Annotated in this window: 19 protein-coding genes; 1 reads left to right on the forward strand and 18 read right to left on the reverse strand. The window is 46.0% G+C overall.

The window, feature by feature from the left end; all coding sequences use genetic code 11:
• Positions 1–238: 238 nt before the first annotated feature.
• From E4663_RS11230 to E4663_RS11310, 17 genes are all read right to left on the reverse strand, one after another.
• Positions 239–1,033 carry a formyltransferase family protein gene (locus E4663_RS11230; RefSeq protein WP_135327686.1) on the reverse strand — a complete coding sequence of 265 codons (795 nt, stop codon included), beginning with the start codon at positions 1,031–1,033 and terminating at the stop codon, positions 239–241.
• A 1-nt stretch (position 1,034) separates the two neighbouring features.
• Positions 1,035–1,940, reverse strand: a complete 906-nt coding sequence (locus E4663_RS11235) for a polysaccharide deacetylase family protein (RefSeq protein WP_206663486.1) — start codon at positions 1,938–1,940, stop codon at positions 1,035–1,037.
• A gap of 14 nt (positions 1,941–1,954) precedes the next feature.
• Positions 1,955–3,052 carry an N-acetylneuraminate synthase gene (gene neuB / locus E4663_RS11240; RefSeq protein WP_135327688.1) on the reverse strand — a complete coding sequence of 366 codons (1,098 nt, stop codon included), beginning with the start codon at positions 3,050–3,052 and terminating at the stop codon, positions 1,955–1,957.
• A gap of 6 nt (positions 3,053–3,058) precedes the next feature.
• The gene (gene neuC, locus E4663_RS11245; RefSeq protein WP_135327689.1) at positions 3,059–4,207 is read right to left on the reverse strand and encodes a UDP-N-acetylglucosamine 2-epimerase; all 1,149 of its coding nucleotides are present in this window, start codon (positions 4,205–4,207) and stop codon (positions 3,059–3,061) included.
• Positions 4,204–5,190: an NAD-dependent epimerase/dehydratase family protein gene (locus E4663_RS11250; protein ID WP_079477807.1), complete on the reverse strand. Its 987-nt coding sequence runs from the start codon at positions 5,188–5,190 to the stop codon at positions 4,204–4,206. Before E4663_RS11250 ends, neuC begins: the two co-directional genes overlap by 4 nt.
• On the reverse strand, positions 5,187–6,590 hold the full coding sequence (locus tag E4663_RS11255; protein WP_206663487.1) for a nucleotide sugar dehydrogenase: 1,404 nt from the start codon (positions 6,588–6,590) through the stop codon (positions 5,187–5,189). The genes E4663_RS11250 and E4663_RS11255 overlap by 4 nt, the downstream gene beginning before the upstream one ends.
• A gap of 49 nt (positions 6,591–6,639) precedes the next feature.
• A complete protein-coding gene (locus E4663_RS11260; RefSeq protein WP_135327691.1) occupies positions 6,640–7,335 on the reverse strand; it encodes an acylneuraminate cytidylyltransferase family protein in 696 nt (231 codons plus the stop codon).
• The gene (locus E4663_RS11265) at positions 7,328–8,380 is read right to left on the reverse strand and encodes a nucleotidyltransferase family protein (protein WP_135327692.1); all 1,053 of its coding nucleotides are present in this window, start codon (positions 8,378–8,380) and stop codon (positions 7,328–7,330) included. The genes E4663_RS11260 and E4663_RS11265 overlap by 8 nt, the downstream gene beginning before the upstream one ends.
• Before the next feature lie 123 nt (positions 8,381–8,503).
• Entirely contained in the window at positions 8,504–9,619 is a 1,116-nt protein-coding gene (locus E4663_RS11270; RefSeq protein ID WP_135327693.1) for a polysialyltransferase family glycosyltransferase, read from the reverse strand.
• On the reverse strand, positions 9,616–10,872 hold the full coding sequence (locus tag E4663_RS11275; RefSeq protein WP_135327694.1) for a lipopolysaccharide biosynthesis protein: 1,257 nt from the start codon (positions 10,870–10,872) through the stop codon (positions 9,616–9,618). Before E4663_RS11275 ends, E4663_RS11270 begins: the two co-directional genes overlap by 4 nt.
• A complete protein-coding gene (locus E4663_RS11280; protein ID WP_135327695.1) occupies positions 10,850–12,043 on the reverse strand; it encodes an O-antigen ligase family protein in 1,194 nt (397 codons plus the stop codon). Before E4663_RS11280 ends, E4663_RS11275 begins: the two co-directional genes overlap by 23 nt.
• Before the next feature lie 15 nt (positions 12,044–12,058).
• Positions 12,059–13,414 carry a tyrosine-protein kinase domain-containing protein gene (locus E4663_RS11285; protein ID WP_158290484.1) on the reverse strand — a complete coding sequence of 452 codons (1,356 nt, stop codon included), beginning with the start codon at positions 13,412–13,414 and terminating at the stop codon, positions 12,059–12,061.
• Positions 13,415–13,427: 13 nt separating this feature from the next.
• The gene (locus tag E4663_RS11290; RefSeq protein WP_421803688.1) at positions 13,428–14,573 is read right to left on the reverse strand and encodes a DegT/DnrJ/EryC1/StrS family aminotransferase; all 1,146 of its coding nucleotides are present in this window, start codon (positions 14,571–14,573) and stop codon (positions 13,428–13,430) included.
• A gap of 12 nt (positions 14,574–14,585) precedes the next feature.
• A complete protein-coding gene (locus E4663_RS20315; protein ID WP_135327697.1) occupies positions 14,586–15,806 on the reverse strand; it encodes a NeuD/PglB/VioB family sugar acetyltransferase in 1,221 nt (406 codons plus the stop codon).
• Positions 15,799–16,953 (reverse strand): glycosyltransferase family 4 protein, encoded by a 1,155-nt coding sequence (locus E4663_RS11300; RefSeq protein WP_241657180.1) that lies wholly within the window; start codon positions 16,951–16,953, stop codon positions 15,799–15,801. Before E4663_RS11300 ends, E4663_RS20315 begins: the two co-directional genes overlap by 8 nt.
• A 2-nt stretch (positions 16,954–16,955) precedes the next feature.
• A complete protein-coding gene (locus E4663_RS20320) occupies positions 16,956–19,229 on the reverse strand; it encodes a nucleotide sugar dehydrogenase (protein WP_338323630.1) in 2,274 nt (757 codons plus the stop codon).
• A 191-nt stretch (positions 19,230–19,420) separates the two neighbouring features.
• Positions 19,421–20,509: a M24 family metallopeptidase gene (locus E4663_RS11310; RefSeq protein ID WP_241657181.1), complete on the reverse strand. Its 1,089-nt coding sequence runs from the start codon at positions 20,507–20,509 to the stop codon at positions 19,421–19,423.
• A 151-nt stretch (positions 20,510–20,660) separates the two neighbouring features.
• On the opposite strand from E4663_RS11310, the gene E4663_RS11315 reads away from it, so the two are divergent.
• A complete protein-coding gene (locus E4663_RS11315; RefSeq protein ID WP_079477795.1) occupies positions 20,661–21,065 on the forward strand; it encodes a hypothetical protein in 405 nt (134 codons plus the stop codon).
• 28 nt (positions 21,066–21,093) lie between these two features.
• Here the strand turns inward: E4663_RS11315 and E4663_RS11320 are convergent, their stop codons facing one another.
• Positions 21,094–22,119 carry a PQQ-dependent sugar dehydrogenase gene (locus tag E4663_RS11320; protein WP_135327699.1) on the reverse strand — a complete coding sequence of 342 codons (1,026 nt, stop codon included), beginning with the start codon at positions 22,117–22,119 and terminating at the stop codon, positions 21,094–21,096.
• Between the last annotated feature and the right edge of the window lie 53 nt (positions 22,120–22,172).

The raw sequence follows: 22,172 nt of genomic DNA on the forward strand, positions 1-22,172 counted from the left end.
TACTGTTATTCAGTTAGAGATTAAGAGAGAAAGCGTACTTGCATAAAGAAATACCGGTACATTGATTGGTTTCGTTCCTGCTACTTCTCGTGCAGCTGGTTGGAAAATGCCGAGACTCCTGCGGGATTTACGGACCACGGTGAGATTCCCGAAGGCGTAGCCGGAGGTAGCTCAGCGTCCGCCGCGGAAAGCGAGGTATTTTCCAACCAGCTGTTCTCTATACATGTAACAGAACCCCTTACATAATGATAGGTTTGGTGAAAAGGGTGGTGTCTCTGTTTTTTACACTATCTAGAATATCTTTCTTCGAAGGAAGATTGTCTAGATAAGAGCGGGCGACTTGGTCTGTGAAATCTTGATTGCGAGTATAGCGCATTTCTAAAGTTGAATCTTGCTTCACTGGGTGGAACTGATGGATTTTCCCTGTATCAATCGTGTGGACAAGTGACTTCTGCGCACTGTTCACTGCTTCCATCCCAAGCTTGAAAGGATCCGTCACCCCAACCGGAGGCAAAGCGTGAAACAGCATCTCGCCTGAATCAAGCCCCTTGCCGAGACGATGAATGGTCGCTCCTACAAGATCCGGACGACCGTCATGGATGGCCCAGAAGTTACAAGAATTCCCACGGTAATAAGGGGAGATTCCCATGTGAATATTGATTGCGCCCCGTGAGACTAGCCAATCACAAAGCGCCCCTTTAATGTAACTTGCACCGAACACGATAAAGTAGTCAGATTGTAACGCTTCGTTCAGGGAAGTCAGGTCTACTAAACTTAATTCTCCCGCCTTCAAAGCAAGCGTCCGTACGTTTTCGGGAGTGAATGATAAACCACCGAACACCTCTTCCTCCGCGTTCAACACATGGGAGAAATACTCCTGCATCGTATCACTCTTTTTATAAAAGCCTTTCTCTTTCCCCGGAAAAGCAGAATGGCATTCTTGCACGGCGTACACTTCATCTGCAATATCAGCCAAGCGCTTGATCAACGTTACATGCCTGGGCTGATTACTTGTAAAGACTGTTATCTTCACCCTACCCCTCCATTTCTTTCAAAAGGTTCGCATGATCTTCCCTCGGATATTCATAAGGGCTCGCCAAAGCACCAAACATATTTGCGCGGAATCCCATTTCAACACCAAGGCCTTTCAATATCTTCAACGTATCTCCGCTATAAGAATTACAAGGGTGGGAAACGGTGGTCGGCTTTTTCCCTAAGAGGTTTTCCAATACAGACGCATTCGTTTCATACTCTTCCTTCTGTTCCTTCAACGGCAACCTGCCCAAATACGTCGGATGGGAATGAGAATGTAATCCGATGATGTGTCCTTCTTTATCCAGTTGTTTTAAATGATCGACTTCCATCCAAAGCTTGCCTCTTAACTTCTGAATGTCTACCCCTGCGTCCCGAATCATCTGGTCCATCACGTTATAATACTTTTCTGCACCAAGCACCCGGTCGCGCACATAGCGGAAGACTTTATCTTCCTTCGTGTAAAAAGGAAACTCTACCAAGTAAGTGTCCGGGTCGAATGTTTTCAAGGCTGTCTCTACAATCTTTTCATACGGCGACTGTGCTACCGCTTGATAAAAGCACTGGTAGAACGATTCAATAGAAGGAAATTCTGAAATACGGAAATGGCGATACACTTCGATCTTCTCCAGACTCCCTTGAAACGGAGACGTATAGACGAACCAGAATGCCGTTAAATTGTACTTCCTCAAAACAGGATACGCTACATCAAACTGGCATTTGAGATTATCGTCGAATGTAATACAACGATCGTCGGGACTCAGCTTTCCTTCCAGCGCCCGTCTGTACCACTCCTCCGCTGATAGAAAGCGGTCGATTCCAACATAGTGCAACATGTCTTCGAAAGTAGCCGCTGAAATAGAGCCTTGGCCCGGCTGATGCTCGTCATTGTGAAAATGATGAAACATAAGTCCATGAGCTTTCACTTCGCATCACCCACTTGATCATCCAACTCTTCTTCTGCCAGATAAGCCCTGGAAGCACGTTTTCCGATGAAGTCCCAATAACGGTAGGGCGACACTCCATTACCAGGGCGCATACAGCCGATGTTGTCAGAAGTAAATGGTTCGCCAGCCCGAATGTCCCTTGTCGCCACAACACTTTTACGTACAACGGTTCGATTCGACTTCTCCTCGTCTGATATTGTTTTATCCGGATACCCTATTGCCGCTTCCACCGTTCGTATCCCCTCGACCATTTCCCGAAGTTCAACTGGAGACAAAGAAGCTTTATGGTCCGGCCCTTCCATCTGTTTATCCAGTGTGAAATGCTTTTCGATGATGGATGCGCCCCTTGCTGCTGCTGCAATCGGAACCGCTATACCGAGCGTATGATCCGAAAAGCCCACTCTCAATCCGAACTCTCCTCGTAAAAGGTCCATCACCTTCAAATGAACATCTTTCGGTGATGTCGGGTACTCCGAAACACAGTGCAACAGCGCGACTTTCTGTTTCAGCCACTTCTGTCCTTCGAGTGATGAGAAAGCTTTCTGGAAAGCTTCCTTGGATGGAGCTTCCCCTCCGAGATATCCATAAGCAAGAACCCCTAGCGCCTCTTCGATATCCTGTAAACTACTCATTCCTGTCGATAATATGACAGGTGCATGGTTCATGCTTATCTCATATAGCAAAGGAGCGTTCGTCAGCTCACCAGACGGAATCTTGAAGGCATTCATTTTAAAACGTTCTCTCAACATCCGTGCACTTTCCAAATCAAATGGGGAAGATAAAAACATAATGTTCTGCTTCAAGCAGTATTCCGCAATTTGTTGATGATCGGACTCAGATAACTCAAGCCGCTTGGACATTTCATAGTGTGTTTCCTCTTCGTCCGTCAGCCCTTTTTGATAATTCGCCTTTTGTGCTGTTTTCCTAACGGATGCATCTGCCCGGAAAGATTGGAATTTCACCGCGTCCGCTCCCGCCTCCACTGCAGCATCAATCAACTCGAAGGCATATTTTATGGACCCATTATGGTTCACACCCGCTTCTGCAATAATAAAAACCGAGGAATTCGTCACCTTGCCTCACCTCTCAAAAAAATGTTTTTTCAATAGTCCCTTGAAGGAAGGGAACGCTTCAAGGTGATGAATGATTCGATCCGTACTGTAACCGTCCCCGTAAGGGTTGATGACCTGCGAACAATCTTTCTTCAGCCCTTCCTTAATAGAAGAAAGAATTTGGTCCTTTATAGGCGCACAGTTCAAAACTGATTCTGCTTGTAAGCGCCCTTTCTGCCGTTCACCGATATTGATCGTGGCAATCTTGAATGACGGCGCTTCCGACAGTCCACTTGAGGAGTTCCCAACGACGAGATCCACATACTTCATTGCGCTCAAATAACGCTTCTGACCGAGTGACGTGTAAGCAACGGCATTCTCCCTTTTGGAGACGAAGTCCTGAATTTGCTGAATGACCCCTCTTCCTTCGTTGTCTGCATTCGGCATGGTGAAAAGCAACCCGTATTCTTCATCTAATGAGGCTAGGGCTTCCAGCAACTCTCTACATTGCTTCTCCGCCATGGCAGCCTCCAATGTGACTGGATGGAATGTAATGAGAAGGTTCTGATACCGAAACTGAAACCCTAACTCCCCCTCCAATTCCCGCTTGGTTAACAGCTTCATTTTTCTAATATAATCAAGTCCTGGATAGCCGACTTTGAAGACATGATCGGGGTTCTCTCCCATTTGTAAAACACGCTTCCGAGATGCTTCCGTCGTTACGAAATGAAGATGAGACATCTTCGTTAAGCAGTGTCGAATCGACTCGTCATATGCTCCCTCTGTCGTATCTCCCCCACACAAGTGAGCAATGGGAATCCGAGCTACCAATGCCGCCTGAGCAGCTGCCAGCAGTTCAAACCTGTCTCCTAGAACTACAACAAGATCGGGCTGTAAACGAGCAAAGGCATCACCAAAACCAATCGTCCCAAGTCCGATTGACTTCGCAATGCCTCTAGGTGTGTCGCTAGAAAGCAGCATCTCTATCTTTTCATCGATAAGAAAGCCGTCCTCTTCTATCCCTTGATAAGTCAGACCGAACTCAGGAGATAGATGCATCCCAGTTGCGATCACTTGAAGTTGAAACTGATCATGGTCGTTCAACTGCTTCATCAACCAGTAGAGCAACCCGTATTCTGCACGCGTCCCAGTAACTACACAGATATTACGTTTCATATCGCGGATGGTCCTTTTCCAGAGAACACGTGGTGTTTATACCATTCGTAGGTACGCTTTATTCCTTCTGATAAAGAGACGCTCGGGGACTCTCCGGCCGCTTTCACTGCCTTTTCAATATTTGGACACCTTCTTGCCGGCGAACCAGCCGTAGGAGGCTTAGCAATCACCTTCAAGTCTTTTTGAACGGTATTAATGATTTGCTTCGCTAAGTCTCCGATGGTGATCTCCGGGTCCTGTGTACCAATATTAAACACCTCATTCTCTCCCGCTTTATTGGTCGTCACTCCATACACGAGACGCACCGCATCATCGATATAGCAGAAGGTACGCTTATGATCGACCGAAAAGACCTCCAGCTCACCTTGACTTTCATGCGCTTTCTTCAAAAGTTCCGGGATCACGTGTGAAAGCCCCATTCGTGGACCGTAAATATTATGTGGACGGATGATCGTAAACGGAAGTTCCGATTGTTGGATCAATGCTTCGCCGTAAAGTTTGGACAGCATATAAGAAGTGCGTGGATGAGAGAGATCCGTTAAGGCAATCGGTGTTGTCTCTGGCGTCGGGATCGGCAGCTTGAAATGAGCTAATGTCCCTGCATACACTTCACTTGTCGATGCAAAAACAAAACGCTCAAGCTGCGATTGTTCTTTAGCGAACGAAATCATATGAAACAGCATGAGCAAATTGTTCTGAAGCACTTGATATGGTTGGTTGAGCACTTTCGATACTCCTAGAATGGCTGCAAAGTGAAAGATATAATGATAATCGCGGCTCAGCTTCTCCACTGCTCCCGGTTCTAGTAAATCGACTGTCTTCACCGTCACATTCGGCTTTTGAATAAGCCTCTTGATGAAATCGTCTTCTACTCCTCTGGCCCAATTATCCACTAGCTCCACCTGATACCCTTTATCTGCAAAATAAGTGCCGAGATGACTGCCGATAAACCCGGCCCCTCCTGTTATTAATACCTTTTTCATAACAACTCTCCCCTACCGATACTGACGACATGGCACCCCTCAGCTCGGAATTCGCTCCTCTGTTGGTCCGTCAATACGTCATTCGCATCCAGGATAAGAAGGGTATGTTCCCCAAGCCACTGTCGTACGTTCATCTCTTTATACTCTTTATGACCGACGGCAAACACGGCCGCATCGTACCGGTCTGCATGTAACTCTTGTTCGATCGGACGGTTCAAATCGTGCCAGTAATCGACTAATGGATCGTGGCAGTCGACTCTTGCCCCCTTCTGCTGTAAAGCCTTCACGAATGTTTCTGACGGGGAATATCTCGTATCACCGACATCCTGACGATAGCTGACCCCGAACAGGGCAATTTTTTTGCCCTTCAAATCCCCTTGAAAATAGTCATTTAATTTTCCGACACTGACCAGTGGCATCTCTTTATTGACTTCAACCGCTCTCTTGCAAAAAGCAAAATCCACGTCCGAGAGACCGAAATATTCTTTAGCTGCAATCTGTGCAAACAACGGATCCTTGGTAAGACAGTAACCACCTACTCCGAAACCTGGCTGCCTCATGTTCGAGTGGGTTGGCCTTACACGTATCGCGTTGATTACTTGGAAGAGGTCAATACCCACGGCCTCCGCAAAACGACCCCATTCTTCCATGAATGCAATCGTCGCTGCCCGGTAACTATTTTCCAGCACCTTGGATGTTTCCGAGGCTGTTGTGGAATGTAAGCGCGTCATAGGATAATCCTTTGTATTGATGATGGTGGACAAGAACTCCTCACAATGGTTGCCAGCTTCTTCGTTTACCCCGGCGTAGACACGCCAGTAGTGGATAATCGAAGCTAAATAATCTTTCCCCGGCATCACGCGCTCATAAGAGTGAGCTACATGAACGCATCCTTTTGGTAGTCCGCGCTCTGCCAATGCCTCATCAAGAACAGGAACGACAACTTTCTCACACGTCCCCGGTGGTACGGTCGTTTCCACTATGACAAGTGCTCCCGGTTTCACTAGGTCCCCAACGGTCCGAACCGCGTTTTTAAAACCGTCCAGCGGTACAGTGGGACCACCTGGTTGATAGTCAATATCCAAGTTGATATCGACTATAATGACATCTGCTTCTTTATAAACGTCTGGGTTCGTCGTGGCAGATATATTACCAGCTTGAAAAGCTTTCTTAAGCGCATCCTTCAATAAGTCGTCACTATTCGCAAAAGGAAGCTCCCCTTTAGAAATCGCGGCAACTCGGCGGTTCCCCTCTACTGTCGGCAAGTCGACCCCGGTGACATCGTAAAGCCGTTCTCCTTTATCACTCGATGCATTCGCAATTGCAATAGCCATTGCAGATCCTACAAAGCCTAAGCCTTGAACACACACTTTTTTTCGGTTGCTAGGTTGATTTCCCAACATCGATACCTCCTTCTCTTTCCCATCTGACTAGGGCCACGACCTCCCTTTAATTTCTTTTCCTTCTTAATAGAAAATCACATATCGAGAAATCTAATGGCGTATCAATATCCCACGATCGGTCAGGCTCCATAATGTGAGCGAGAGTGTGCCCTTCTTTAAAGAAATCCTTCGTTTGTCTTAGCCAACCGGCTTCCGCTATATAAACGGCACCGTTCACAGCATAGACTTTAGGAAGGTCTTGACGTCTTATCACCCGCTCTTTATCAGGGGTCAGACTTGTAAGGTAAGAGGAGTCATTGATTCCATACATCCACTGTGGGTGTTGATCTGCTTCTACTACTGTTAAACAGGAAGGAGCATCCGCCTCTATACAAGCGGCGATACATCCGTCAATATCCTCAGCAGTTCTCAAAGGTGACGTAGGCTGCAAGAGAACGACATACTCATAATCAGATAAGACCGACAGCGCATGAAGGGCAGGAGCCGCACCAGGAGTGTCGTCTTGAGCCAATTCACGCGGGCGTACAAACGGCACCTCCGCGCCCCACTCTTGGGCGACTCTCACTGTTTCCAAATCCTCTGTGGAAACGATAAGCCGGTCAATATATACGGAGTTCTTTGCCGCTTCAATCGTCCAAGCGATCAGTGGCTTGCCAGCGATAGGGCGTATGTTCTTTCTAGGAACTCCCTTCGACCCACCCCTGGCAGGGATGATTCCAAGAACCTTCTTCCCATCAATCATTGCCGAACACCTCAAAGTACTCGACATTCGCCCGTTCATAATCAGCTATACGTCCAATATCCAGCCAATATTCCCTGATAGGAAAAATAACGATTCGCTTCTGATCAGCGAGAAGATCCTCACAAAGTGTCGGCATATCGAAGAATTGATCATCCGGAATAAAATTCAGCACTTCTGGACTCAAGACGTTGATCCCTGCACTGATGAAGTGGCGCTCCCGTGGTTTCTCTTCGATGCTCTTCAAACGATTCTTTTCAATCCTGCACACACCGTACGGGATCTGGACATCATATTCCCTTACACACATCGTGACAGCTGCCTGATTCTTATCATGGTAATCGAGCAGTTTCTCTGCATCCATTTTGGTCAGGATGTCTCCATTCATGACAATAACGGGTTCTTCTGGCTTTTCTGGGAGTAAGCTCAATGCTCCAGCTGTTCCGAGTCTCTTATTTTCCCTTACATATTCAATTGTTACGCCCCATTTCGATCCATCTCCGAAATACGATTCAATCATGTCTGCTTTGTAATTCACAGATAGATAGAATTTATGGAACCCGCAATCCATGAGGTTTAAAATAATCGTTTCTAGTAAAGGCTTATCCCCTACTTTCAGTAAGGGTTTCGGACAATTGTCTGTAAGAGGATGCAGGCGCGTGCCAAGCCCTCCTGCCATGATCATGACCCAATTACTCCGCTTAACGTGTTTCTTCTCTCCCTTAACGACAAGATCAACCATCTTCCCTTCGCTATTGAGAATGGGAAGGTGCTTGATCTCATGTTGCTTCATCACGTGCTGTGCTTCCGCCTTCGTCATTTGTTCATGACCTGTCACTGGTGCCTTGTTCATCACCGTCGCAACCTCATCGCTCAACGTCTTCCCTCTGAGCATACCTCTTCGTACATCCCCGTCTGTCACCGTCCCAAGCAAATTCTGCTGAGAATCGATGACGAACGCCACGTGGTAACTTGTGGAATCTATTATTTGCAGCGTATCCCGAATGGACGTATCCGGGGATATCAGATTGTTTTCAAACGTACTCACATCTCGGTCTCCTTTCTGAATAACATCTATAACCGTAAAGGGTTATAATAGTAGTATTCAGAGAGGTAGATTCTGACACGGACAAACGTTTGAATCAGGTCATCCGAACAAAAATAGGCAGTTCTAATAGCGCATGATCGACTCTGCAAAATCTCTAAAGGAACTCTTCTGACGAGTCAGCTGTTGTTTTACGGTCCGTTGACCAGAGCGATGCCTGACGAGCCGTTCTTCTAAAGCCTCGTAAGAGTTGATGAAGGAACCATTCATTTTCTTCTCATAATCTAATGGCTCTTTGATCGTTAGATGGTGAAGATAAAGGGCAGGAATTTGATGGGCAAGGGCGATGTTATCTGCTGCGGAGGAAGAAGAAGTCACAATCATAGAAATTGGGATGAAGGCAGGCAGCAGTTCGGCTGGAATCGATTCTCCAAGCAAGGTCGCCTCATGTGTAGATTCATATTTACTTCGTTGTTCACTAGGGTGCGGTTTGATATAAAGGTCGTAACCCGATGCTCTAATGCATTCGAACACTTTGCTCAAATAAGTACGTTCCTCCCCTTCTTCCACAAGGTTTATTTCAGAAAGTGGCTGGCCTAGAAAAAGCAGACATGGGTTAGAGGACTCCCTATATGGGATGCTGACACCTATTTGTCGGGCAAGTTTTTGAATGTGCTCATGGTCAGGTAGAGCATGAGGAAGGTCGACAATCTCTCTTCCTTCTTTTTTATAAGAGGGGAACTGTTCTTGATCGTTGATGGCTATCCATTCAACATTGGGATTCATGGCTTGCTGTTCACTGTAAAGCTTCGGGTATCCGAATAAACGCAACCCCCTCCGGATCCATTTCTTCCATCGATTCACTCGATGGTGGGTGTAGACACCAAGTCCTTCTTGTATCATCATGACTTTCGAGCCGATCTCCACACTTTCTTCTATGATAGAAGCGTTGATATAATCATTATCTTTGAAGACGATCACTTTATCGGGTTGCTTCTCCCGTACAAATTCTGCTGCCTTTTGGAAGACTTTCCGGTTCCGCCACATTAAGCTTTTCCAATCTTTCTTAAGTCGCGGCAATACCAAGCAATCATCAAAAACTGCTTCTGCTATTCCATTGACTTGTTCATTGATCGAGTAGGAGATGACACCGCAATCGAATTCTGCGTATTGTTGAATAAAGTACGAGATCATAATCTGATAGTTCGAACTGACGACAAAACAAACTTTTTCTTTTTTCAATCGAATCCTCTCCTATGATGCAATCGTTTCGTCCAAATTACGTTCAGCATGGTGCGAGCAATCTCTGCCAAATACGTCGACACCACCGCTCCCCAAACGCCGATTACCGGAATTAAAGATAAATTGATCAGTACATTAATAACTGCTGCGGCTGAACTTGAGATTGAGAGTTTCCCTGTCTTCTTCATGAAGGATAGTTTAGCAATCAGGAGATAGTTCAACCCGAAGATGACTTCTGCCCCTATCAGGACCCCCACAAACCGAGTAGCCTCCTGGTATCCAGACGCCCCCACCAACTCCAGAAACAGATAACCTCCTCCCCAGCCGACCAATCCCCCAGCTAAGATCAGATACAAGAAAATACGCAATAATCGACTTGCTTCGCGATGATTGGATGAGGCGGATAATTGATTGTACTTTGGCACGAACGCACTGTTCACACTCATGAACACCATACGGACGACCATAGCCATTTGAACCGCCAAGGCATAGACCCCAATCGTATCCAGAGATATGAACTTTTCTAACAGCACACGGTCCGATGTTGTAATGACCCAATTGCTCAGTACATGTGGAAGGAGTGGAAGACTGAAGGCAAGACTCATGCTGACGAATGGCTTAGAGAAGCTAAAGCTCACATCTTTTCGGATACTCCAGAGGAACAGTATTAACGTGACGGCTCCTGCTATCCCCATTGCTAACAAGTAACTAGCAGCTCCCAACCCTCCCCAATACAAGAAAACCAACGTAAGCAAGAGTACCAACACACTCTTCACACTGTAGATAACGAAATAAGTCCTCGCTCTTTCCTTTATTCTCAAGATGGTTGCAGGGATCGACTGCCAAGCCATCAAGAAAGACAAAACGATTAGATAAGCGTAATAAGGTTCATGCGGAATCGATTTGAACAACAACGGCGCAATCCATTTTTGAGACAATAACAATAGCAAAGACACGACCACCGCAAATCCTGTCACGAACAGCAAGATACTTCCTAAGTACGCCTTTTGCTGCTCTTTTTTAGAGAAATCGTAGTATAGACGCGTGATCGCTCCATGCAAAGACAACACCATGAAAAGCTGTAAAAACCCTACGAGAGCATGAACCGTCGTCATAATGCCGTATTCAGCTGGTGTAAGCTGGTTTGTAAATACAGGAATAAGAATGACCCCTAGAGCCGGGGTCATCATAGTTGCTGCCATATAAAGAAAGGCGTCACGGAAAAACTTCTTAGTGGACGTTTGCATGATCATCGCCTTCCTTACCTTCTTTTACGTAGATACGGCTCAAAAACAATAGAGATAAAAAAATCCAGAAGATAGTATTTCGAATCCCGTTATGCGCGATACCATAGAGCAGAATGAAGAATAGCGGACTACTCATAGCAAGAGGTCTCCTATAGACACTGAGCACTATTAAAGCTATAAACAGAACCATCCCTATAACGCCATAACTGAATAAGAGGTTTCCGAATGTGGAATGGATCTCATAACCGGAAAGTTTGGTGTCAAACCTCGTATATGCGCCCTCTCCCGCTCCGAAAACAAGATACTCGGAATCATTGATGATCCGGTCATATCCACGGTTGGCAGGGTTGTCATCATTAGCCTGCCCGATATCATTCAGACGGGTTTCTAGCTTTGTGACCCGTTCATTTTCTTTAAACGACTCTTGAAAAGACGGCACCGTTACAAATAAGAACGCAAATACAACAGCGATGAGCATCGTATTGATTTTCACAGACCAATGCTTGGAGAGCAGGAGCCACGTGACGAACATGACCGCACCACTGATCGTTGCAGCCTTAGAAAGAGAAGCTGCGATCAGTACAAGACACCCTGTCACAGCCACGAAAAACCAAATCCTGCCCCTCTTTACTGACTGATACGTAATCAGTATGATGGCTAAGCTTACGAGATTCGCATAGCCCAATTGGTTCGGGTTATTGTAGAACAGACTCTCCCGGTACGACCCACTCGAAAAGAAGAAAGAGAGTCCAAATTGTAGAATGACCGATGTCGTAATGGAGACATACACGACTTTGAAAAGAAGTGGCCCGAGCTTTTCATATAACAACAAAAACAAAATCACCGTCATGATATTAAACATGTAGAACAGCGAGGCATAGAGAACTGTGAAGTCCGACAACCAAAACGCCCAGAACGAATTGACGATGATGATGTAACTGACAAAGCAAATTCCAGTAAATACGAGTAAATTGTAGGAGCGGTAGACAGTAAGAGGTCTAGAGAAGATCAGGAAAACAAACATGGTCATGAGTGTTAAATCCGATAGCTGCGGTAACCCACTGTCAAAAAAATAGAAGGGAGAGAGTAGAAAGTAGAAAGATAGAATAGGAAGGTAGAAGTTGCGGTTATACAGGAAAATACTTTGTTGCTCAGCTAGATCACGTATAGGACTCATACACTCTCCCCCCTTCTATGGCTTATACCAGTTGACGAAAGTGCCAAGAATAGTTGCTCCCGATTCCTTCAACTGGTTGAAAGAGGATAACGTTTGACTCAACTTCCCTTCCTTATAGTTGACGACATACACACAACCGTCTGCCTGGTTAGCGAACAAGTTGGTGTCTGCTGATATTTCAGTAGGAGCACAATCAATGATGACATACTCGTATTTCCTCTTAAGATCTTGTATCAAGGCTGTAACTTGAGAGAGTGTAAAATAATCGGCACGTTCCGCTATATCTCTCCCGATCGTCAAAATATCTAAATTGGAGTGAAAAGTAGACTGCGTGATCCGATCGAGATTGCTGTCCCCAGCTAAGTAAGACGATAATCCCACTCGATTACTGCTGTTAAACATTAAGTGTCCGGCTGGTGTATAGAGGTTCGCATCGACGTACACGGTTCTCTTACCGGATTGAGCAAGTGAAACAGCCAAGTTACCGCTAGTCAGCGTTGAACCATCTTTGCGAGTTGAGCCCGTAATAACTATAGCTCGTGCTTCCTTCGTTTTATTCAGGAGGACTAGATTGGTTTTCAGCTTGCGATAGCCTTCTTTCGGTTTGGAAGTGTTCGCCCATCGAGCCACGAGTTTACGGTAAAGTGGATGGGTGTCCCACGACTCATCCAAGTCGTGCTTCGATCGGTACAGCGTATATGGCTTCGTGTTTACTTTCAATCCTCTTCCTAATATAGGCACTTTCAAAGCAGACTGAATTTCATTGGAGCTTCTGAATTTTGCAAAGAAGAAACGACTCATACAAACTACTAGACAGCCTGAAAACAGGGAGAGAATGAAAGCTATGCCGATATTCAAGAATGGTTTCGGACGAATAGGTTCCTCACTCGCCTCCGCGCGACTAAGCGTGGAGATGTTGCTGATCGTCAAAAAGGATTGAATTTCCTCTTTTGCCGTGTAGGCAACTAAGTTTGCAAGAAAAGCGGCGTTTCTCGGGTCATTTGATTCTGCCCTGATAGACAGTATTTGGTTCGACGGGTCTGCACTGATGTAGATGTGTTTCTTCAATTCCCCACCAGTCATCCCTGCTTCCGAACCAGCAGCATCCATCACCATCGGACTTTCCATCATTTCTTTATAGGTAGGGATCAACTTGAGCTGGGCATCGATGTCCGATGTCTCCAGTTTTTGATCCTTCTTCGGTATTTCATGAACAATCAGCAACGCTTCCGCTTCATAGACAGGCTTCATATAGGAGTAAGTAATAAACGCGCTCAGAAATGTAGCGATCAATGTTCCCAAGAAGATGTACAAAATGTTTTTCTTTATGGCTTCTAAGAAATCCCTTAAATCAATCTGATCTTTATTCAATTCCATGACCTCCTTACCGTTTTAAAATGGAAGTTAACTGATCAATGACTCGATCTTGCTGTTCCTTAGTCAGGTTGGATCCTGAAGGCAGGCAGATTCCATGCTGATAAAGCGTTTCAGCTACATCTTGGTTAGGTTGATGAGGGTAAAATCTGCAGCCTTTGAACAAAGGTTGGAGGTGTAGAGGTTTCCAAGCTGGCCTTGCTTCGATATTCTCTTGTGCAAGCTTCTGAATAATGTCTGTGATTTTGACCCTTTGGACTCTAGTGTCCACTAACATCACGGTCAACCACCTGGAAGACACGGTGCCTTTCATTTCAGGCATAAAGGCAACACCCTTTATCCCCCCAAGTGCTTTCTCATAATTCCGAAATACATTCCGCCTAGCTTCAACGCGGTCTGCTAGCACTTCCAACTGCCCTCTCCCGACTCCTGCAAGCAAATTACTCAAACGATAGTTGTAGCCAAGCTCTTTATGTTCATAGTGAATGACCGGTTCCCTCGCTTGAGTCGACCAGAACCGAGCCTTATCCAGCTTTTCTAAGTCATCCCCAAGCAGCATCCCTCCACCAGAAGTAGTGATCATCTTGTTGCCATTGAAGGATAAAATGCTGTAATCTCCGAAGGAACCACTTGGTCTGTTCTTGTATGTCGCCCCAAGGGACTCTGCTGCATCTTCTATAATCGGCACCCCATATCGATCCGCAATAGCTCGGATCCTATCGTAGTCGGCACTTTGCCCATAGATATTGACGACTACAATCGCTTTCGGCTTCTCGTCGTTCAGCACGCATTCCTTCAGAGCGCGTTCTAATGCATCAGGACACATATTCCAAGTTCGCGGTTCCGAATCAATGAAGATAGGCTCTGCACGCAAATAGCAAATCGGATTGGCACTTGCGATGAACGTGAGAGAGGAGCATAACACCACGTCCCCCGGTTTCACCCCTACCAGCTTCAATGCTAAATGAAGAGCGGAAGTACCCGAGTTCAACGCTACGCCGCCTTTTCGTCCAATCAAATCCGCCACCTCTTGTTCAAATGCAGTTACGTGCGGTCCTAAAGGCGAAATCCAATTCGTCCGGAATGCTTCGTCTATATAGGCCTGCTCCTTCCCACTCATATGAGGGGAAGATAAGAAAATCCTTTCCTTACTCACCTTTCTCATCCCCTAACGTTTTAGAATCTTGATGACTCGTGCCGGAGAGCCGACCGCAGTCGTCCAAGACGGTATAGACCGGATCACAACCGCTCCTGCTCCGATGACGCTCCCTTCGCCTATTGTGGTTCCGGGAATTGCTACCACTCCACTTCCAACTTCCGCCGCTTCCTTCACCTGCACATGCCCCGACAAATGGACCCCAGGGTAAATCGAAGCATAGTCTGAGATTTTGCAATCATGCCCGATTGTACATCCATAATTGAGCAGCACATGACTCCCGATCACAGATTGATTAGACACAACTGCATGGGGAGCAATATAAGAACCTACGCCAACCTTTACATCCGGAGCAATGTACGCTGTCGGATGAATCAATGAAACGAATGTAACGTCCGTTTCTGCTAAAGATGCTAGGATTTTCTTCTTTATTCGGGGCTGCCCAATAGCGCAAATGACATTCGAATTATTATATTCAGGTGCATTTAGAGTGTTCACCGGGCCAAGCACAGGAACTCCATTGACTTGTTGACCTCTCAAGCTTCCATCATCATCCACAAAACCTACAATGTTGTATTTCTCAAGCTCAAGCGCGGTCTCCAGCATTTCCCCTCCCTGAGCCCCCGCCCCAATGATAATCAGAGGGTCTTTCTCAAACTTGGGCATAGTTGCTGCATCCTCATGTGACACGCCTTTACGAGTCAAAACACGGTTCACTGTCAGCCACATGATCCGTGCGTCCAAAAGCAAAGAGCGGTTCTCGACATACCAAACGTCAAGTTCAAACCGTTCTTCCCAGTCCAACGTATTCCTTCCGTTCACTTGTGCCCATCCAGTAACTCCCGGCTTCACTTTGAGACGCTGCGCCTGCCTTTCTGAGTACAGTGATAGATACTCCATCAGCAGCGGACGGGGACCTACCAAACTCATATCCCCCTTCAGAACATTCAACAGTTGCGGCAACTCATCCAAACTCGATGCCCTCATCTTCTGACCGAACGATGTGAGTCGGACCTCATCTGGCAAAAGCTCTCCCTGTTGGTCACGCTCTTCTGTCATGGTCCGGAATTTATAGACGACAAAAGGCCTGCCGTTCAACCCAGATCTTTGTTGCTTGAAGAGAACAGGCGAGCCGAGTTTGGTTCTAACTAAAACAGCGATCACGACAAACACTGGCGAGAGGATAATCATCGCCACACCGGCAAATAGGAGGTCAAGAATTCGCTTAATCATGAGCCTCTCCCTCTAGCGTTTTACGGAATAATTCCACTTGTAGATCCAACACTTTCCGTTCGTTGAAGTACTGTTCTGCAAAGCGTCTTCCTTCCTTTCCAAAGGAGGACCTTAATGCTGCATCGTCCACGAGCCGTAACAACCGGTCTCTCAGGACATTGCTGTCTCCCTTAGGAACGAGGTATCCAGTCTTTCCGTCTATGACCTCCTCACGGCACCCGCGAATGTCAGTCGCAACAACCGCTTTCTCCATCGCCATCGCTTCTATAATGGAACGAGGGAGACCCTCCCGGTAAGAAGGAAGCACGAAGATATCTGCAGCCTCCAATAATTGATGAATGTCGTTCCGATAACCAAGGGCCAATACATCAGGATCTCTCAGGTGATTTTGCAACATTCGATAGGTGTCTTGATCTCGTTCACTTTGAGATAAGCTGCCGATTACAAGGAGTTTTACGTTCTTTCGCACTTGCTTCACCTGTTTAAAGGCTTCCAGTAACTCTAAGATTCCTTTTTCTTTTACGAGACGTCCGATGAAGCAAATGACTCGTTCTTCTTCCTGAAGATGGAGAGAATCTCTCATCGTATCGCGGACTTTCTTGCTTGGTCGGAAGGTACCTTCGATGTCTACCCCATTGCTTAGGTGAAAGGTTTCTTCCTCGGGCAGAAACCTTTCACGCAAACAAAGTTCATAATCCTCCTTGCTTTGAAGGAGTATATAATCGGTCGTGTGCCTAGCCAGCCATTTCTCAATCGTGAACCAGAAGTAATACGGAACCCTTCCCATATCGTCGTGAAAATAGAAGCCGTGAGCCGTGTAGACGATGTGTTTTATTCCAGCCATCTTTGCAGCTACTCTTCCTAATGCTGCAGCAACTGGTGTGTGGACGTGAACGATGTCATACTTCTCCCTTCTCATAAGACGAAAAAGCTTCCACAATGACTTGCCACTTGAAATAGGAGCAAGACTGCGCTTCATCGGTATCGTAAAGACCTCAAATCCTTCTGCTCTGAGCCTATCCACCCTGCCCGTATCTGCGCATGCAATGTGGACCTCATGCCCCTCCTGCTTCAACCTCATGACAAGGGGGCGCAATAGCTTATCTGCCGTTTCATCGACACCGCATATTTGTAGGATTTTCCCCATACCTATAGCCCCCAGCGACTGACGGTATCCGGCCAATTATTGAAAGGGAGTGCATTTTTCACATCGACGACCACCCCACCGGAAGACTGGAGAAGCCCAAGGAAGAAGTCCTGATTCTTATCTTGGTAGAAGCGGTGAGGAACGGCATAAATCAATGCATCCGCTTCTTCCAGATCTTCGACATGTGATATGTCGAGTCCCCACTGATTCTTGACTAGCTCTCGATCAGCTAAAGGATCATGAAGTTGCACCGTCAACCCAAAGGACTGCAAAGCGACTATAAGATCTTCTACTTTGGAATTCCGAATATCCGGCACATCTTCTTTGAATGTCGCTCCTAAGACCGTAACTTTCGCTTGGTTCACTTTGATATCTTTCTTAATCAGCTGTTTGACCAGCGATTGTGCTACGAAATCTGCCATACCATCATTTATTCTTCTGCCTGCCTGGATGACTTGAGGATGGTAACCGATGCTTTCCGCCTTATGAACAAGGTAATACGGATCTACTCCAATACAGTGCCCACCTACTAGTCCAGGTTTGTAGGGGTGAAAATTCCATTTTGTACCAGAAGCTTCCAATACATCTTGCGTGCGGATACCAAGGCGATCAAAAATGATGGCCAGTTCGTTCATCAATGCTATGTTCAAATCACGCTGCGTGTTCTCTATGACTTTCGCAGCCTCCGCCACCTTAATTGACGCGGCACGAAATACTTTGTCTACTACTTGTTCATACTTTTTGGCAATCTGTTCTGTAATAGCTTCATTCTCCCCTGCCACGACTTTGGTGATCGTTCGAAAAGAATGATGAGGATCGCCCGGATTAATACGTTCCGGTGAATACCCTACGTGAAAATCCCTACCTGCTTGCAGTCCAGAATGAGATTCTAAGATAGAAAGACACACCTCTTCTGTGACCCCTGGATACACCGTCGACTCATAGACTACAGTCGCACCACGGCTCAAGTTTGTGCCGACAAGTTTGGACGCCTCTCTTAAAGGTGTCAGATCCGGTTGATTCGCTTCATCAATCGGAGTAGGAACCGTCACAATGATAAAATTGCATTCTTTTAATCTTTCTGGGTTGGAGGTGAATTCTATGTTGCTTTGCTTCAGCTGATTTTCTGTCAATTCGCCCGTTACATCAAAATTCTTCTGAAGTTGTGAAATCCTCTTTCCATTAATATCGAAACCGATGACATCATCTTTCTCACCGAAAGCATGAGCCACTGGAAGGCCCACATATCCAAGGCCAACTACTCCAACTTTCGTCGCTTTCTTGCCGTAGTAGTCCATGTACCAATCTACGAACTCACTGATTCCTTTTTCTATCGGGGTCGACGGTTGGAAACCCACCCGTTCTGCAAGTTCCGATACATCTGCATACGTCTCTTGAACATCACCAGGTTGCATCGGGAGGTAGTTACGTTTCGCTTTCTTTCCAACTTTCTCTTCAATCAGCGAAACGAACTTCATAAGTTCTGTAGGTTTGTTATTGCCTATGTTGTACACATAAGCAGGGGCCAAGCTCTCGTGGGTTTTCTTCTGTTCTTCTGTCGGCACTTCATATAGCAGACGAAAGATCCCTTCGACAATATCGTCTACGTATGTGAAGTCCCTTTTCATCTTTCCATTGTTATAGACATCAATCGGTTCATCATCCAAAATCGACTTTGTGAATTTAAACAGCGCCATATCCGGCCTACCCCACGGACCATATACTGTAAAAAACCTCAAGCCGGTCGTTGGGAGTTGGAACAGATGACTGTAAGTATGCGCCATCAACTCGTTTGCCGATTTCGTTGCAGCATACAAACTCAAAGGTTCATCGACACGCTGTTTAGTCGAAAAAGGGAGTTCCGTATTCGAACCATAAACCGAACTGGAAGAAGCATAGAGCAGATGATCGACTTTATGATATCTACAAGCCTCTAAAATATTGAGAAACCCATAGATATTGGAATCAATGTAGTCCAGAGGCTGATCAATGCTGTGCCGGACACCTGCTTGAGCTGCAAGATTGACGACAACACTAATGTCATGCGACTCGAACACTTGCTTCACTTGTTCTGCCTTCTCCAGATGAACGTTATAAAACGTAAATTTATCGTAAGCCTCTATCATAGAGAGGCGATCCTCTTTCAATCGAACGTCATAGTACTCATTCATACTATCTATGCCGATCACTCGGAATCCTTCTTCCAGCAATCGCTTCGACAAATGAAATCCTATGAACCCGGCACATCCCGTCACTAAAATGTCTTTACCACCCATATGAGATTCCTTATCCCTTCTTTAATGTCATATTTATTTAACTTATGTTCATTAAAAAAAGGAGTTCTCGGTTCTACCGAATTTAGGCATGGCGGGGGTGAATTAGGCTGATAGATTGATAAATAGTCCCATAGCCGACTCTTTACAACAAAAAAAAGAGCCATCCGATTGGATGGCTCTTTCATTTGAAGTTATTTGATGATCTGAAGTTCTTTAGGTGTCTTCGTCAGCGTTTCGTACCCATCTGCTGTAACAAGTACGTCATCTTCTAATCGGACCCCGCCGATTGCTGGATCATAAATGCCCGGTTCGAGCGTGTACGTCATCCCTTCACGAAGAACGCCATCATTCAAGTGACTCATAGACGGGAATTCATGGACGTTGATACCAAGTCCGTGACCAATGCGGTGCGGGAATAACTCCCCGTATCCGGCATCTGTTATAATATCGCGAGCCTTCTGATCAAGATCGCCGATACGAGTACCAGGTTCGCTGATAGCAAGTGATGCTTCCAGTGCGGACTTCACGGTTTCATAGATCTTACGCTGTTCATCACTTACCGATTTGTAAGCAAATGTACGAGTGATGTCAGAAGTGTAACCTTTCCACACGACACCAAGATCAAACAAGACAAAGTCCCCCGCTTTCAAAGTCCGGTCTCCAGGGTTCCCGTGAGGCTGACCAGATTTCTCACCAAAGAGAACCATGGTAGAGAATGACATCTCCGATACGCCTTTTTTCTTTAATTCATATTCGATGGTAGCAAGCACTTCCATCTCCGTAATCCCTTCACGGAGAGCTTCCACGCCAGTTTTCACACCGAAGTCGGCAAGTTCGGCAGCTTCGCGCATGATTGCGACCTCTTGCTCATCTTTCACTACACGCATTTCGTTCAGCTGTCCTTCCACATCAACCACTTCAGCGTCAGTAAACAGGCTGAAGAAAGATTCACTGCGGCCGTAAGAAAGGACTTCTTTCTCGATTCCTACGATGCTTGCCGTATCCACGCCACGTTCTTTCATAAGTGCCCATGGATCTTCATGATCGGCATAGCCGATGATGTCATACTGCCACCCTGCGTCTTTCAACTGGCCTGTTTCCATCCCTGGTACTACAGCAATTGGATCTGCATCATTAAACACGAGTAACCCAAGCAGGCGCTCGTGAGGATCAGTATGAAAACCTGTCAGGTAAAAGAAATTTTCCGGTGAATTGATGAACGCAACATCTATATTTTGTGCTTTAAGATATGTTGAAAAGTCATTCAATCTTTTTTCCAAAACAATCACTCCTTCCCCCATATCATATCGCACCCTCTAAAAGAATCCAAACGGGTGAACGTTTTGCGACATTTGAGGAGGAAGACTGGTGCAGTATGTGTGTTCCGTTATAATAGAGTTGGTAGATTTACTTATGTAGGAGGTTGTTTCTTTGGACCGCACACGATTTTTCGTTCGAGTCGCGTCGATTTATGCTCTGATCGGAGCTTTCCTCGGCTCTCATATGGCAGGTGGCGGGGGACTTCAATTGAGCGCTATCCATGCGCACATTCTAGTTGTCGGATGGCTGTCCCTGTTTGCTTTTGCGATTTATTACCGCGTCTTCAATATTCCGAAAGAATCTAAATTATCCAAGGTTCATGTCTGGAGTTCATTCTTCGGGGTTCTTGGATTGACGGCTGGAATGTGGCTTTACTATACACAGCCAATTGAAGGTATGCGAGCATTCAACACTGTATTCTTCATTGTCGGCGGAACAGTTCTTCTGATTGCATTCGTCGTATTCGCCATCATGGCATTCGTTCACGGAAAACACATTTCAGAAGACGCGCAATAAAAAAACAGGTGCCAAGGCACCTGTTTTTTTATTTGGATAACCGGATAAGACGGTCATCCCCATCTACAGGATTACCTCTTCCATCCGTGTTGTTCGTTATAAAGAACAGTTCACCGTCGATGTGTTCTACATCTCGAACGCGACCGTTATCATCAGAAACAACGGTCGGGTCTTCACCAGAAAAGGAAAGGGTTCGAACTGCTGTCCCTCTCAAAGTGGCTACCCAAAGTTTATCCTTGTATACGGCCAGTCCCGAAGGAGCCCACGTTTTGTCTCCCGTTTGGAAAATAGGAGCTGTAACGGACTCGTCATTTTCTTCCCCAACGAATAGCGGCCATCCGTAATTCTGTCCAGACTCAATCAGGTTGATTTCATCATGAGCATCTGGCCCATGTTCCGATGCAAACAGCTCACCTGAATCTGACCATGCTAATCCTTGAGGGTTACGATGACCGAAAGAAAAGACGTACGAATCGTCAAAAGGATTATCTTCTGGAATCGTACCATCTAGGTTCATTCGCAAGATCTTACCCGCTAATGAATCCTTTTGTTGCGCCAATTGTTCGACCAGTGAATCTCCCGTCGTAACATAAAGCTTTTCATCCGGACCGATTTCGACCCTTCCTCCATTGTGGAATCTCGCACCAGGGATGTCATCCAGCAATACCTCTACTTCACGCCACGCTTCCGTCTCCTTTTTTAGTACAATAAAACGGTTTTTCACTTCATCGTTTTTCATATAGCTGTGATAAGCGAACGCCAGTTGATTCGTCGCGAACTGAGGATGAAGGCGAAATCCTAGCAATCCACCCTCTCCAATTTGAGAAATCTCCTCATTTGTCAGAACTTCATCCCGTTGTAACTGGGTTCCTTCAGACCACGTAACAATGGTTCCATCGCGCTCAGAAATCATGAATTGTCCATCATGGTGCTCTATATCCCACGGAGACTGCAACTGATCCACCACAACGGAACTACCCGTTTGTTTTTCTTCCACTGTCGGCTGGCAACTCACGAGAAAAACCACCAGAAACAACCAAGCAATTGACTTCATCCAGCTCCTCCTCCATAACTATTTACCTTCTATTGTAGCAAGTTAATAAGGAA

This window comes from Halobacillus salinus, from assembly GCF_004684905.1.
Taxonomy (GTDB): Bacteria; Bacillota; Bacilli; order Bacillales; family Halobacillaceae; genus Halobacillus; species Halobacillus salinus.

Excerpts from the sequence above, each read along its gene's own strand:
- E4663_RS11280 (WP_135327695.1), bottom strand. The coding sequence starts at position 12,043 with ATGAGTCCTATACGTGATCTAGCTGAGCAACAAAGTATTTTCCTGTAT.
- E4663_RS11235 (WP_206663486.1), bottom strand. The coding sequence starts at position 1,940 with ATGTTTCATCATTTTCACAATGACGAGCATCAGCCGGGCCAAGGCTCT.
- neuC (WP_135327689.1), bottom strand. The coding sequence starts at position 4,207 with ATGAAACGTAATATCTGTGTAGTTACTGGGACGCGTGCAGAATACGGG.
- E4663_RS11320 (WP_135327699.1), bottom strand. The coding sequence starts at position 22,119 with ATGAAGTCAATTGCTTGGTTGTTTCTGGTGGTTTTTCTCGTGAGTTGC.
- E4663_RS11275 (WP_135327694.1), bottom strand. The coding sequence starts at position 10,872 with ATGATCATGCAAACGTCCACTAAGAAGTTTTTCCGTGACGCCTTTCTT.
- E4663_RS20320 (WP_338323630.1), bottom strand. The coding sequence starts at position 19,229 with ATGGGTGGTAAAGACATTTTAGTGACGGGATGTGCCGGGTTCATAGGA.
- E4663_RS20315 (WP_135327697.1), bottom strand. The coding sequence starts at position 15,806 with ATGATTAAGCGAATTCTTGACCTCCTATTTGCCGGTGTGGCGATGATT.
- E4663_RS11260 (WP_135327691.1), bottom strand. The coding sequence starts at position 7,335 with ATGATTGATGGGAAGAAGGTTCTTGGAATCATCCCTGCCAGGGGTGGG.
- E4663_RS11250 (WP_079477807.1), bottom strand. The coding sequence starts at position 5,190 with ATGAAAAAGGTATTAATAACAGGAGGGGCCGGGTTTATCGGCAGTCAT.
- E4663_RS11300 (WP_241657180.1), bottom strand. The coding sequence starts at position 16,953 with ATGGGGAAAATCCTACAAATATGCGGTGTCGATGAAACGGCAGATAAG.